The organism is Halobacillus sp. Marseille-Q1614, from assembly GCF_902809865.1.
Classification (GTDB): Bacteria; Bacillota; Bacilli; order Bacillales; family Halobacillaceae; genus Halobacillus_A.
Map to the genome: position 1 here is coordinate 2,460,810 of NZ_CADDWH010000001.1, position 14,254 is coordinate 2,475,063.

Genomic DNA, 14,254 nt, shown 5'->3' on the forward strand with positions numbered 1-14,254 from the left:
TCATGCAAATGAAAAAGCCCTCCACAACTGGGAGGAATTTACAGCTTGTAGAGAAACCCCGTGTTTTTCTACAAGCTTTTTTCTTGTCTCCAGGAGCACAGACCATTCCCTTTCCGCGGACGAACGCCCACACTGCGGGGTCTCGGATCGCCCGTTTTTCCGCAGGAGTGTCACGGTCTGTGCTCCTTCGCTCTAGCTTATAGCCGAAAAAGACTCTCCTCCATCTAGCTCACCCTAGCTAGGTGGAGGAGAGTTTTTTCATGTTTTGACAGGCAGCTGTCATCAGCCCCTGTTCTCGAACTTTCTCTTTTCCGCGCAAGCGACAATAACACAGCCCATGCAGTTCTTTTGAATCTGCGAAGCTACGCTCAACCTTTACTTTTCTCATGCGATAAATCCACTTCCCTTCATTGGAAAGTCGGTTCAAACGAACCTGCTCTTTATCTATGGCTCCCCCCTTTTTAAATAAAAATCAAAATTTTAAAACAAAAGAAATGAAGTTACTATATAAACTGCACCTACCACGAGTGAAGGCAAAGCATACCTCCAATTGCTGGAGATTTTCGGCCGGAACAGCAGGTAAATAACTACGAGGGTCATAAATGATCCAAGACCGGCCATGTAAGCATGCGACGTATCTGCAGCTGCCAGCACCGCACCATCTCGAAAGGCGACATCCGTAATAGCCAGAAGCTGCATATTAAATAAGTTACTTCCCAGAATAGAGCCTACAGCCATACCGTAATTGGCCATCTTAAATGCTGCCAGCACCGTCACTAATTCCGGCAGTGAAGTAGAAGCTGCGATTAAGAAGCTACCGACAAAGCTTGCATTCAGGCCGGAAACCTGAGCCAGCCGATCTCCTGAAACCGCCAACACACTGCCTGCGGCAAACACAAGAAGTGCAAACAGAATAAAACGAATAACGGCTTTTTTTAACTTATAATCTTTTCCAGACTTTTTTTCTTCAGCTGCCGGTGCAGCCTCCTCTTCTTCCTCACTATTGGACAAGAATTTCGTCATTACAATGTAAATCGCTACAATGAAGAGCATTTCTACCCCAACACCCAATATCTCAAAGGAAATGGGATTCAAAAGGGCAAAGATTACTATCGCCATATACACCAGCCCAATGACCGCTGAATTCAAGTGATGCTTTCTGCCAACTCTCTGAAATAAACGGCGCCGTCTATAAACAATATCAACAACCGCTAATATTAATAAATTAAACACGTTACTTCCAATCATATTCCCTACGGCAATATCCGGATTATCAATATAAACAGCTGTCAAACTTGTTGTCAGTTCAGGCAGGGACGTAGCACCTGCAATGAGGAAAGTTCCCACGGCCGCTCCGCTTAACACTGACTTTTTACTAATAATATCTCCATATTTATTGAGTTGAACTGCAGCTAATACGACAATCACAGCGGCAATCAGAAAGATAATATAAACCATACCTATCTCCTCTCATTAATTAGAGCAAATAAAAAGAGACCCTGGTACAGAATATGCACCAAGGTCTCGCGAACTTAACAGAATAGAGCCTTATGAACCGAGTAGTAATCTACTGAATTGACGATTCATAAGCCGCAAATATACGGTCGCTACTCCCCTTGTTAACCTACACTATATTTACTTTAATAGGTACAGTCAAGAAAAAAGCTGTTATGTATGCTCTCTGTGTAAACCTGTCCTAATGCCCCTAGAGGAAAGTCCTCATCTGATGATCATCCCTATATCCATTTTCCTTTTTATTCCTATATTCATGGTATTTCGTCCAGTTTATTTGAGAACGTATTGTAATCATGAAGATAATTGATATGATGAAATGAAATTAATGGATAGCTTATAGGTTACCAGTATCACATTCTATTAAATTACTAGAGAAAGGAGCATTCATTATTCCATTTCTGCCACAATTGAATCAAAAAACAATCCTCACCTTATTTACCGTACTACTGGCTATAGGTATTCTTTTTTATTTCTCACCAGGTTCTGCACATGCTCAAAGTAACGGGGAATACCAAGTGGATGCTGACTCCCTAAATGTAAGGAGCTCTCCAAGCCTAGATGCACCGATCATTGGATCTCTTCCTGATAATACAGTTATATCGGTGAATGAAGTTACATACGGCTGGGCTAAAATCAGCTATAATGGTGAAACAGGATGGGTTGCTGCTTATTATTTAGTACCCGTTTCTTCTTCTTCTCCGCTAGAAGGAGTACATATTACGCTCGATCCAGGTCATGGAGGCTTTGATCCTGGGGCTGTAGGCGTAAGTGGGAACTACGAAAAAAATGTTAACCTGAAAACAGCGCAGTACACTTCCGCTCGATTACAAGAAGCCGGTGCAGATGTAACGATGACCCGTTCCGGTGACCAATACTTAACATTAGAAAACAGAGTAGAGATCAGCCATTCCTCAAATACAGATGCATTTATCAGTTTCCATTACAACGCAAGCACCGCTCCTAGTGCTAAAGGTATCAGCAGCTATTACTATAGTGATTCTTCCCTTGCCCGGCAGATTCAAAATGAGCTGGCTGGTCAAACCAACCGCCAAAATGATGGAGTCAAATTCGGAGACTTCCATGTACTTAGAGAAAATAGAAGCCCTGCTGCTCTATTAGAGCTTGGCTTTTTATCCAATTCGGAGGAAGGTGCTTTAGTAGAAACTGATGCCTATCAAGCTCAAGTATCCCAAGCAATCACAGATGGCGCCATCAATTATTTTGACAACTAAGAAATACGATCTGGCAGACCTATACAGCACCCATTGAGAAAAAACCGCCCTATTGGCGGTTTTTTACTTATTCCCATTCTTTGTCAATATTTTTCGTACTTCTGACTGTATCAATCGGACGAACGGTTCGTTCAATTTCTTCACGCTTTGGTTCAAGCATCGGAGGCAGAGATAATTTTTCCCCAAGGGTTTCATATGGTTCATCACCCATAAAACCCGGCCCGTCAGTTGCAAATTCAAATAGGATTTGCGGGGCAACACCCACATATAAGGATTCGAAATAATGACGGTTTACGTAACCAGATGTTCGATATCCGAACCGCGGGATACGTTCAATCCATTCTTCAAGTGCTTCGCGGTCTTCTACACGAAAGGCTGTGTGGTGGACCGTTCCATATCCTTGACGAGCCTGAGGCAGAACCGGGTTGTATTCAACAACTACCTGGGCCCCATTTCCTCCCTCTCCTACTTCGAACAAGTGAAAGGCCCCTTCTTCATCGATCTCTTTAAATCGCAGCACTTTTTCAAGCATTTCTTTAAAATACTTAAAGTTCTCTATTCGTATATGAATAGGCCCTAAACCGGTAATCGCAAATTCAAGCGGGATCGGCCCTTTCTGCCAAGGGGTTCTGGGGGCTGTTCCCTCATCATGTTCATCCGAAATTAGTTCATATGATTGATCGTCGAAATCAACAAATGGAAGAACCTTCTTCCCAAATCTTTCTTTAATTCCTTTATGATTAACGTCTAAACGGTCAAATCGTTTCACCCAGTACTCAAGAGCTTGATCAGAAGGAACCCGAAATGAAGTCGTCGAAATTTCGTTGGTTCCATGCGAGCCTTTAGGAATGCCGGGGAAATCAAAAAATGTCATGTCCGTACCCGGGGTTCCTTTATCATCCGCGAAAAACAAATGGTACGTCTGAATGTCATCCTGATTTACCGTCTTTTTGACTAAGCGCATGCCAAGCACATATGTGAAAAATTCATAGTTTTTTTCAGCACTGCTCGTTATCGCCGTCACATGGTGTATGCCTTTTAATTCATTCATTTTCATTCCTCCATCGTATAGATTCCGCGTATAGTTATATTCTTTACTTCTATCGTATCTTCTATTTATCTCAAATTCAAGATAATTGTCTTATTCTTTTTTAAACATAGTTTGTTTTCTCATAAACGTGATACAATAAAAAAAGATTTGTTAATGTTAAAAGGAGTTTTACTAACATGTCAGCTGCTAAAAAACCTTTTACCGCGCTCTCTCCAACTTTCGACCCGTGGGAAGCCTACATGGATGTAGAGGAACATGGAGAGATGACCCTCTCCAATGTCGAATTCACCACCACTTACTTATGTAATATGCGCTGTGCCCACTGTGCTGTCGGCTACACTCTTCAAAATAAAGATCCAGATGCGCTGCCGATTGATTTAATTCTCAGCCGTTTGGATGAAATCAGGCATCTGCGTACATTAAGTATCACCGGCGGCGAGCCTATGCTTTCAAAAAAATCAGTCGAGCAATATGTTTTGCCGCTGTTAAAATACGCCTATGAACGCGGTGTCCGCACCCAGATTAATTCGAATCTCACTCTTCCTTTTTCCAGGTATGAAGCGATTATACCTTACTTAGACGTCCTTCATATTTCTCATAACTGGGGTACGGTGGAAGAGTTTGCGGAGACAGGCTTTGCCAATATGGAGCGCCGCCCCAATTTTAAAAACCGCGCGAAATACTTTGACCGCTTAGTTGAAAACAGCCAGGCTTTATCAGCAGAAGGCGTTATGGTATCGGCGGAAACGATGCTCAACAAGCGGACGTTTCCCCACCTGGAAAAAATCCATGACCACATTTTAGAAATGGGATGTGCCCGGCACGAAGTACATCCTATGTATCCCGTAGATTTCGCAAGCAACCTTGAAACCTTATCTTTAGAAGAAATGCGTGAAGGAATTATTCGTCTGCTCGACTACCGCGATCCGGACACATGGATGCTTTTCGGCACCCTTCCTTTTTATCCATGCAATACTTCTAGAGAAGACTTGGATATGCTTAAACGACTGGATGAAGCGCCAAATGTAACGGTACGAAACGACCCGGACGGACGCTCTCGTCTTAATGTGAACATATTTTCAGGGGAAGTCAACGTCACTGACTTTGGAGATGAGCCCGCTCTTGGTAACATTCAGAATACATCTCTTCCAGACGCATTTAAAAAGTGGATGGGCACGAAGACAGCGGCGGCACTGAACTGTCACTGCCCGGCTGCCCAGTGTCTCGGACCGAACCTGCTCGTAAAAAACACATATTATCAGGACGTTGATTTCCAGAAGAAACAAGCTAATATTTCCTTGAATAGATAGTTGAGGCCAAAACGAGACCCCTCAAGCGAAGTGAGAGATTCCCCTGCCGCCTTTCGCTGATAACGAGGCTGCAATAGCTTGCCGAACAGATAATAAAGAGCCTGTAGTGAAAGTTTCACTACAGGCTCTTTATTTTAGTCACTAATTTTTAGTCACTTATTTAATGAAACTTCCCTAAAAATCATACTCCTCCAGGATCTTTTGTGTAATTAAATCGTATCCCTTTTTATTCGGGTGCAGTTCATCACTAAAGTATTCGGTTGACTTTTCCTTAAAGAGATCATTTGTCGATATGAACTTAATCTTCTCATAGTCGCCTACAAGATCTTTACTCGTATCATTCCAATCTGTGACCACTTCTTCAATTTCTGCAGAATCAGGATAAGGGTTATAAAGACCTAAGAATAAAATGGGTGCATCAGGATTCTCTTCTCTAATAATCTTAAAAATTTCTCTTAGATTATTTACATAGTCTTCTTTTCCTTTTTGAATACGCTCATCATAGAGAGGCTGCAAGTCATTGCCGTTACTTTTAATTAAATCGTTCGTCCCAATAAAAATGACAAAGTACTCGGCATCACTTAACTGCATTTCTATATCCGGCCGGTTGATTTGTTCTAATAAACCGTCGGTCTGCTGGCCGGGGATTCCAAAATTCTGTACGGAAACTTTGCCTTGTTTGTTTTCCGTCAGCAGTTTTCCTAAATTTTCTGCATAGCCAGCCCCTGATTCATCTCCTACTCCATAAGTTAAGGAATCTCCTAATGCAAAAAGGTCTTCTTCCTTCGTAGCAGCTATATCATTTTGCTGATTAGAATTTATATACCAGATTACAGCTGCGATGATTAGAACCGCTGCTGCTGCAATTCCTATTATTTTTTTCATGATGATCCTCCTCTATCTGTCTAGGATTGTAAACTTCCCTTTTCCTAATGCTGTTAAACCGTAATTGTCTCCTAAACTAAATTCTAATTTTATAGAATATTTTTCTTCCCTTAAGGCGACAATGATAAAAAAAGGACGAGGAGCTGCGTTTATGAAAACGAATAATTCAAACGGTGAATCTTCATCGGTTCAATCTGCAGATTCACAGCCGATCTTTCCGGATATCGAAAAGAATATCGATCATTTAAAAATGCTGCTCGGGCGTCCTTTTGACCTGACTTACCGAGTATTTAACTATAAACATTCTTCGTTTGCCATTGTTTATATAAATGGATTAATCAGTAAAGAAGACATCGAACTGAGCGTCATTCCCCCGCTTATGCGCTGGTTTAAGGAAAATGACTCTTTAAAAGACCGGTTAATAGAAGATTTTGAGCAGCATATTCAGATTCCCCAAACTCTGAAGAAAACAGAAAAGCTCTCTAAAGCTGCCGAAGCGATTCTGCGAGGCCATGTTCTGATATTCGTTAACAAGAGTGATAAGGCATTTTTAATAGCTGATCAGCGCTGGGAGACCAGGTCTATTGAAGAACCAGCTTCGCAGACGATGGTTAGAGGACCAAGGGAAGGATTTGTTGAAACACTCGCCGTTAATTCCACCCTTATCCGGAGAAGAATTACAAACCCTAAACTACGTTTCAAAAGATTTACCGTGGGCGAGCTGAGTCAGACCTCTGTTTTCATTACTTATATTGATGGTTTAGTAGATGAGGAGGCACTAGACCTCGTTTATGACCGGTTAATGAACAGTAAAATCAAAGAAATTTTCGAGACCGGAATGCTGCAGGAAGTGTTGGAGAAAAAAGGATACTCCCCTTTTCCTACATTAATAGATACCGAACGCCCTGATGTGGTCTGTGCGGCTCTTACAGAAGGAAAGCTGGCGATCATGATGGAAGGTTCGCCTTTCGCATTAATTGGACCGGCCACCTTTATTTCTTACTTTCAAACAGCTGAGGATTACTATAACCGTTTTGATTTATCTACTTTTTTGCGCTGGATCCATATGCTGGCTTTCATTATTGCTTTTGCCCTGCCGGCATCTTATGTAGCACTAACTACTTTTCATCAGGAATTAATCCCTACTGATCTTCTTATCAGCCTGGCTGCTCAGAGGGAAGGTCTCCCCTTTCCTGCCATTGTTGAAGCTTTAATTATGGAGTTTATCTTTGAAATATTAAGGGAGGCAGGCATTCGCATGCCAAGGCCGATTGGGCCTGCTGTTTCAATTGTAGGGGCTATCGTAATTGGTGAAGCCGCTGTTTCGGCCGGACTTGTGTCCCCTGCTATAGTAATCGTCGTTTCCTTGACCGCAATTGCCAGCTTTGCGAACCCCTACTATTCTATTGCAGGCTCGATTCGTATCCTAAGATTTGTGCTGATTATATTTGCCGGAACAGCCGGAGTATTTGGAATGATGATTTTTTCATTAATACTATGTGTACACCTCGTTTCCTTGCAGTCGCTGGGGCGCCCTTTTATGTATCCATTTGCGCCATTTTCTTTAAAGAAACAAATAGATACGATCTTGAGGTTCCCCCTATGGTGGAGTTCCCGTCAATCCAAAAAGAAACAGGGGGCAAAAACATGAAGCGTATCTTTTTTATCCTCTTTTGCACGCTTGGTTTGATAAGCGGGTGCAGCGGACAACAGGAATTAGATGATCTGCTTATTCTTACAGGTATAGGTGTAGACTTAGGAGAAAATGAAGAGGTAAAGATCACCTTTCAAGCAACAAACCCTCAGTCAGAAGCTGGTGGTCAGTCTGTTGCAGGCGGAGTGAGTCAGGCGAATGCCTATACTTTTGAAAGTGAAGGAAAAGATATTATTGAAGCGGTAGAAAACTCTAAGAATTTAATATCACGTAAACTATTTTTTCCTCATATCTCAACACTCGTTATAAGTGAAGAATTTGCAAAGGAAAGAGGGGTGGACCTTCTTGTTAATTTTTTGTAGCGTCATTATGAAATAAGAGACAGTTATTTAGTGTTTATTGCGAAAGAGGATACAGCGAACCATATTTTAAACACATTTCCTCCCTTGGAAAACTCATCCGCTCAGAACATGGAACAGTTAATTTATATGCCCAATAGCAAGTTGAGTTTGAAAGACGGGATAAAATTAGAAGATTTTATCCGGTGGAGGTATGCTGATCAGCAGGATCCTGTAGTTACTGGTATAGAGAAGGTCAGTAAAGAATATGACTCTTCAAGCTCTGAAACATTAAACAATATTGAAGGAAATATGAATGCCGTCCGTTTAACAGGGTTTGCTGTATTTAATAAATCCCGTTTAGTCGATTGGCTGTCAGAAAAAGATTCGATTGCCTGGAGTATTATCACTAAAAAAACGAACAAGGTAAAATCCTATAATATCAGCTGCCCTGAAAACAAAGGAAAAGGATCCATTCAATTTTTATTAAAAGAAATGAAAATAAAAGCGAAGCCTAAACTTAAGAATAGTCAATTAACCTACGATTTGCAGCTAAAAGGCCACCTTTCCTTACAAGGTCTTCATTGTGACTATAAACTTTCAACGACAAAGGGAATCACAGAGCTTCAAAAAGTAATAAATGACTCGATAAAAAAAGATTTGGAGACCGCCGTAACAAATGCTCAGAAGCAAGGGTTAGACTATTTCGGCATTCGAAACCAGATTTCCAGAAACTACCCAAAACAATGGAAGAAAGAAAAGGACAACTGGGGAAACTTATATGAAAACATGAAAGTAAAAGCCGATGTAAATATCTATATAGAATCCACCGGAGCGAGAGTCGATAATAATGAAGAATAATAAAAAAACACTAAAAGAAAAATTATTTATTTCTGGAGTATGGGTGTTTTCGTTCGTGTATGCCTTTTCCTATATATGGGACATCAATATTCCGATCACTGAAGGGCTGAAGGGGATTTATGAGCCTGTCTATGAAGCTTTATTTGGAGGTAAAACATGAAGATTAAGCTTTCCAATTATCAGTTTTTTAGTGTTGTTTTTAACTTTATCATTTTCAGCTCCATTCTCATGGCTCCGGCGCTTACGGTTGCAGGGGCTAAGCAGGACGGATGGATCTCCATGCTGCTGGCGACAATCATAGGATTACTCTTAATGGCGCTTTACCTTTTCCTATTTAAAAAATATAATTACCCTTCTCTGTTTGAACTAATGGATAAAGCAGCAGGCAAATGGGGCGGAACCATTATTAACTTGCTTATTATTTTCTATGCTATCCATCTTGCCGCTCTTGTTGTTCGAAATCTTAGTAATTTCATGGTAGTGAGTGTTATCCCTTACTCTCATCCCTGGGTTTATCAAATTATGATTCTTGTACTCGTATCCTACACAGCAGTGCTGGGTGTGAAAAAGCTTTTTCTCGTAAGTGAATTATTGTTTCCCTTGGTCATATTGTTCCTGCTGGGTTCACTGCTTTTAGTCACTGAAGAATTCGACTTTCTAGAGATAAAACCTATTTTCAACACTGGTTTCGCCCCTATTTTTGAAGGGGCTTACCCTACCTTAGGCTTCCCGTTCATTGAAGTTCTGATATTAAGTACCTTCCTTCAATATATGGAGAAGAAAGAAAAAGCTATGATGACCTTTTTATCCGGAATCGCTGTCGGCGGCCTTATTCTGTCAGTGACCGTTTTTTTTATCATTGGAGATGAAGGCGCCTATATGGTAGGACGAGAATCCTATCCAACCTATTCCGTACTGAGAGATATCGACTTTATCACTGTCTTTGAAAGAGTAGAAATCCTGATGGCCGTCGCCTGGATAAATGGTTTATTCGTTAAAATAACGGCATGCTTCTTAGTAGCCATGATTGGCTTGCAGCATTTAGCAAAATCGTCCAATTATTATTTCTTTGTTATACCAATCGGTGTACTTATTTGGGCAATGAGTAACCATTTGCATAAGTCTATTATGGATTTCAATAACTTTGTAAATACGAGCTGGACCTTATATTGGTTTTCCCTTTACTTTTTTATTATCCTAATATTTTTGATTGGTTTCATGAGAAAAGTAAAGGTCAATACATCCTAGCAGGAAACCTTGCAGATTATTTACAAACAGATATATAGGAAACAATGAAAAAAGCCTGTTGAGAGCTTTCAACAGGCTTTAATCAATAATTTATTTATTTCCTGCCCCTTCTTCCATCTTATGAAAATCAAGGCCGGAGTTTACTTTTTCTACATACCCCGCGCGAATGACAAAATCTCCGAAATGTTCATTTTCTTTACGCTCTTTTGCATAGTGAGAAATGATAGGCTTGAGCTCCTGAAGGATTTCTTCTTCGCCAATATTCTCCCGGTACATTTTATTTAATCTATCCCCTGCAAATCCTGCGCCTAAATACATGTTGTATTTACCCGGGGCTTTACCGATAAAGCCAATTTCACCAAGCGCCGGGCGTGAGCAGCCATTTGGACAGCCGGACATGCGGATAATGATCTCCTGATCACGCAGCCCTTGTTCATCAAGCATATCTTCAATTTTATCAATTAATGAAGGAAGGTAGCGTTCGGACTCTGCCATCGCAAGACCGCACGTAGGAAAAGCAACACACGCCATTGAATTCCGTCTGAGTGCCGAGTTTTCTTTTCCATCTGTTAATCCATAACTTGCGACGAGCTCATCGATTTTACCTTTTTGCTCCTCGGACACATTAGAGATGATCAAGTTCTGATTAGCGGTCAGCCTGAAGTCACCCGTATGCACTTTGGCAAGTTCACGAAGACCAGTCATCAGCTTATAATCTTCCGTATCTCTCACCCGGCCATTTTGAATGAAAAGAGTGAGATGCCATTTCCCGTCTCCCTTTACCCAGCCGTAACGGTCGCCATTATGGTCAAAATTATAGGGACGTGCTTCCTCAACACTCCATCCTAATCTTTCGTTTAACTCATTTCGAATCCAATCGAGACCTTTCCGATCGACCGTATACTTAAATCTGGCATTTTTTCTTTCTGAGCGGTTTCCATAATCGCGTTGAATCGTAAGGATTTTTTCACCGACTTCAATCATCTGTTCTGGCTTGCAGAAGCCGATTACGCGCGAGAGTTGAGGATATGTATCTGTATCCCCGTGGGTCATCCCCATTCCGCCGCCTACCGCAATATTAAAGCCTTGCAGCTTGCCACCTTGCAGGATCGCAATGAATCCCAGATCCTGTGAATAGATATCGACATCATTAGAAGGAGGCACTGCAACACCGATTTTAAATTTCCGTGGTAAATAAAGCGGGCCGTAGATCGGTTCGGATTCCTCTTCACCCCTGGTGTCGGCCACTTTCTCTTCATCAAGCCATATCTCATGATAAGCTCTCGTTCTCGGGAGCAAATGTTCACTGAGCTTACGGGACCACTCATACACTTCTGCATGAACATCAGACTGATAAGGAATTGAGTTACACATAACATTTCGATTTACATCCCCGCAGGCAGCAATCGAATCCATCAGCGCTTCGTTCATCCCTTGAATTGTATTTTTCATATTCCACTTTAAAATGCCATGGAGCTGAAATGTCTGTCTTGTCGTAAGCTTCATTGTACCGTTGCCGTATTTCACCGCGAGCTCATCCATCGTCAGCCACTGCTCAGGGGTGGCGACACCTCCCGGCAGTCGTACACGGATCATAAACTGATAGTTCGGCTCAAGCTTTTGTTGTTTACGCTCATTGCGGACATCCCGGTCATCCTGCATATAACTCCCGTGGAATTTAAGCAGCTTTGTTTCTTCATCAGGAATTCCCGCACTTAATCGTTCAGCGAAGCTTTCCGTCAGGTTCCCTCTTAAGAAATCACTGCGTTCCTTTATATCTTCCATTTCACTGGGAGGGCCGTGCTGTTCAGGAAATCTATTTTTTGTCATTCAAAAGCTCCTCTCTCTATTAATAAACATCACGCTGGTATCGTTTTTCTTTACGCATCTCATTAAGATAGGTGTTCGCTTCCTCTTCGTTCAATTCTCCCTCTTTCTGAATGATCGCAAGCAGCGTGTCCTGGACGTCCTTCGCCATATACTTTTCATCCCCGCATACATAAACATGGGCCCCGGCCTGCAGCCATTCATACAAAGCTTCACTCTGTTCAAGCATACGATGCTGAACATATACTTTTTCTGAAGTATCCCTGGAAAATGCGATATCCATTTTAGTCAGCACGCCTTCCTTCAGCCATCTCTGCCATTCAGTCTGATATAGAAAATCAGTAACAAAGTGCTGTTCCCCGAAAAATAGCCAGGAACCTCCTGAAGCTTCCGTCTCCTCCCTTTCTTCCAGGAAAGCACGGTAAGGAGCAACCCCTGTTCCTGCCCCTATCATAATAATTGGAGTGTCAGGGTTTTGAGGCAGCTTGAAGTTTTGGTTGCGCTGAACAAATACCGGCAGGGTGGAACCTGGCTCAGATCGTTCTGAACACTGCACAGAGCAGACGCCGGAGCGTTCTCGGCCATGGGCATCATACCTTAAGGCACCGATTGTAAGATGCACTTCATCAGGATTAGCTTTCTGGCTGCTTGCAATCGAATACAGACGGACAGGAATTTTGCGTAACACTTGTATAAAGTCCTGTGGCTTCACTTCCCATGGACCATAATCCTGAACTAAATCGAACAAGTCTCGGCCATAGATGTATTCTTTAAGGATTTCAGCGTTCTCGGGTGCTGTCAGTTTTTTAAGTGGATCACTGCCTGTTAAGTCAGCTGCTTTTTCTAATAATGGCTTAGTAAGACTTGTAATCTCAAAAGTAGACAACAATGCGGCACGGATCGCCCGCAGGTCTCCCTGCTTATTAATCGATACACTTTCTTCAGGATTCCATCCCATAAGTTCAATCAGCTTGTTGACTAATTCAGGGTCATTTTCAGGGAAAATTCCCAGGCTGTCGCCAGGCTCATATTCAAGATTAGACCCCTCAAGATCAATTTCTAAATGACGCGTTTCTTTGTTCGACCCACGTCCATTCAGGTTAATATTTTCTAACACTTCCGCCTGGAAAGGATGGCTTCGTGAGTAAGAAGGCTGGCTATCCATATTGACAACTGAAGCGGGAGCAGCCCCATGTGACTGCTGCTCTTCCTGGCCTTGAGCAATTTCATTTAAGACCCCATTAAACCATTCATTAGCCGGCTCTTCAAAATCCAAATCACAATCTACGCGGGAGAAAATCCGCTCCCCGCCTAGCTCTTCTAACCGCTTATCAAAATCTTTACCTGTCTGGCAGAAAAATTCGTAAGAGCTGTCTCCAAGTGAGAGTACCGAATACCGAACCCCTTCTAATTTCGGTGCCCGTTTGCTGTGAAGAAAATCATAGAAAGAGAGCGCATTATCCGGCGGATCCCCATCACCATGGGTACTTGTAAGAACAAGCAAATCCTCTACTTTCTTTAAAGATTTAGGCTTAAAATCATCTAAAGAAGCGACGTTCACCTGATAATCCTGCTGCTTTAATTTCTGTGAGAACTCATCAGCCAGCGACTGACAGTTTCCTGTATGAGAACCATATAAAATTGTAATTTCCCTCGTTTTACTTGGGCTGCTTCCGGCATTACTGACCTGTGTTTCTGCACCATTTGCTAAAGGTGCAGCTAAGTAACCGCTCAGCCACAGCCTTTGGGCTTCTGTAAGAGTAGGCAGCAGCTGATTGAGCTGTTCGGCCTGCACTTGATCAAACGGACTGTTCTTTTCTTTAAGTTGCAAAAATACCACCTCGCCAAATTTTATAAAATCGTAAGACCCCTGATGGAAAAGGATACAACCCTAGGTTAGAATCACTCCCTATACACTATGTAAGTCAGTGTAATCATAGTTGTTTAGTCGGGTATTTACATAAAATAATAAATAGCCCCTCTTCCAAATAAGAAGAGAGGCTAATCAATATCATTATGATTCCTTCTTCTTATTTTTCAGGTCATCCCTGCTGGAATTGGCACAGTATCTGAAAAAGAAATCCAGACCCGTTGCCGAGGCTTCAAAGGGCCAGTCCCTCCACCTCTCTCAATAAGAAAGCCGCTATGAAATTTTAAGGCAATTAATGGTACATATCTTATGCTTTATTGAGCCAATTGTCAATACATTTTGAAAAAAATCCTACAATTCCGATCAGTATTAAATTGTCCTTACAGCTATTTAGTACCGGGTACCGATACATAAAAAAACGTACCAGGTACCGAATGATAAATCATCGGATCCTGGTACCTGA

Annotated in this window: 12 protein-coding genes, 1 pseudogene and 1 riboswitch; of the genes and pseudogenes, 7 read left to right on the forward strand and 6 right to left on the reverse strand. The window is 41.9% G+C overall.

Annotated elements, in window-relative coordinates; genetic code table 11:
* Nucleotides 1-238 precede the first annotated feature (238 nt).
* Both HUS26_RS12395 and HUS26_RS12400 read right to left on the reverse strand, forming a co-directional pair.
* A pseudogene (locus HUS26_RS12395) lies at nucleotides 239-442 on the reverse strand (transposase); the annotation flags it as partial.
* A gap of 38 nt (nucleotides 443-480) precedes the next feature.
* Nucleotides 481-1,458: a sodium:calcium antiporter gene (locus tag HUS26_RS12400; RefSeq protein ID WP_173917450.1), complete on the reverse strand. Its 978-nt coding sequence runs from the start codon at nucleotides 1,456-1,458 to the stop codon at nucleotides 481-483.
* Nucleotides 1,459-2,030: 572 nt separating this feature from the next.
* Between HUS26_RS12400 and HUS26_RS12405 the strand changes: the two genes are divergently transcribed.
* Nucleotides 2,031-2,747 carry an N-acetylmuramoyl-L-alanine amidase gene (locus HUS26_RS12405; RefSeq protein WP_173917451.1) on the forward strand — a complete coding sequence of 239 codons (717 nt, stop codon included), beginning with the start codon at nucleotides 2,031-2,033 and terminating at the stop codon, nucleotides 2,745-2,747.
* A 67-nt stretch (nucleotides 2,748-2,814) separates the two neighbouring features.
* On the opposite strand, the gene HUS26_RS12410 is transcribed toward HUS26_RS12405, so the two are convergent.
* Complete coding sequence (locus HUS26_RS12410) at nucleotides 2,815-3,798, reverse strand: ring-cleaving dioxygenase (RefSeq protein WP_173917452.1); 984 nt, start codon at nucleotides 3,796-3,798, stop codon at nucleotides 2,815-2,817.
* 176 nt (nucleotides 3,799-3,974) lie between these two features.
* Between HUS26_RS12410 and yfkAB the strand changes: the two genes are divergently transcribed.
* Nucleotides 3,975-5,108: a radical SAM/CxCxxxxC motif protein YfkAB gene (gene yfkAB, locus HUS26_RS12415; RefSeq protein ID WP_173917453.1), complete on the forward strand. Its 1,134-nt coding sequence runs from the start codon at nucleotides 3,975-3,977 to the stop codon at nucleotides 5,106-5,108.
* 174 nt (nucleotides 5,109-5,282) lie between these two features.
* Here yfkAB and HUS26_RS12420 read toward each other — a convergent pair whose 3' ends face one another.
* Nucleotides 5,283-5,993: a GDSL-type esterase/lipase family protein gene (locus tag HUS26_RS12420; protein WP_173917454.1), complete on the reverse strand. Its 711-nt coding sequence runs from the start codon at nucleotides 5,991-5,993 to the stop codon at nucleotides 5,283-5,285.
* Between the two features lie 151 nt (nucleotides 5,994-6,144).
* Here HUS26_RS12420 and HUS26_RS12425 point away from each other — a divergent pair, with 151 nt between their 5' ends.
* The 5 genes from HUS26_RS12425 to HUS26_RS12445 are packed head-to-tail and all read left to right on the forward strand — an operon-like array spanning nucleotide 6,145 to nucleotide 10,094.
* Nucleotides 6,145-7,644 (forward strand): spore germination protein, encoded by a 1,500-nt coding sequence (locus HUS26_RS12425; RefSeq protein ID WP_173917455.1) that lies wholly within the window; start codon nucleotides 6,145-6,147, stop codon nucleotides 7,642-7,644.
* The gene (locus tag HUS26_RS12430; RefSeq protein ID WP_173917456.1) at nucleotides 7,641-8,009 is read left to right on the forward strand and encodes a hypothetical protein; all 369 of its coding nucleotides are present in this window, start codon (nucleotides 7,641-7,643) and stop codon (nucleotides 8,007-8,009) included. The genes HUS26_RS12425 and HUS26_RS12430 overlap by 4 nt, the downstream gene beginning before the upstream one ends.
* A 30-nt stretch (nucleotides 8,010-8,039) precedes the next feature.
* Nucleotides 8,040-8,846, forward strand: coding sequence for a Ger(x)C family spore germination C-terminal domain-containing protein (locus HUS26_RS12435; RefSeq protein ID WP_173917457.1), 807 nt, complete (start codon nucleotides 8,040-8,042; stop codon nucleotides 8,844-8,846).
* Entirely contained in the window at nucleotides 8,836-9,006 is a 171-nt protein-coding gene (locus tag HUS26_RS12440) for a hypothetical protein (protein WP_173917458.1), read from the forward strand. The genes HUS26_RS12435 and HUS26_RS12440 overlap by 11 nt, the downstream gene beginning before the upstream one ends.
* The gene (locus HUS26_RS12445) at nucleotides 9,003-10,094 is read left to right on the forward strand and encodes an endospore germination permease (RefSeq protein ID WP_173917459.1); all 1,092 of its coding nucleotides are present in this window, start codon (nucleotides 9,003-9,005) and stop codon (nucleotides 10,092-10,094) included. The genes HUS26_RS12440 and HUS26_RS12445 overlap by 4 nt, the downstream gene beginning before the upstream one ends.
* Nucleotides 10,095-10,184: 90 nt before the next feature.
* Here HUS26_RS12445 and cysI read toward each other — a convergent pair whose 3' ends face one another.
* Nucleotides 10,185-11,924, reverse strand: a complete 1,740-nt coding sequence (cysI, locus tag HUS26_RS12450) for an assimilatory sulfite reductase (NADPH) hemoprotein subunit (protein WP_173917460.1) — start codon at nucleotides 11,922-11,924, stop codon at nucleotides 10,185-10,187.
* Nucleotides 11,925-11,943: 19 nt separating this feature from the next.
* Complete coding sequence (locus HUS26_RS12455) at nucleotides 11,944-13,752, reverse strand: assimilatory sulfite reductase (NADPH) flavoprotein subunit (protein WP_173917461.1); 1,809 nt, start codon at nucleotides 13,750-13,752, stop codon at nucleotides 11,944-11,946.
* Between the two features lie 196 nt (nucleotides 13,753-13,948).
* A riboswitch (SAM riboswitch) is annotated at nucleotides 13,949-14,059 on the reverse strand.
* Between the last annotated feature and the right edge of the window lie 195 nt (nucleotides 14,060-14,254).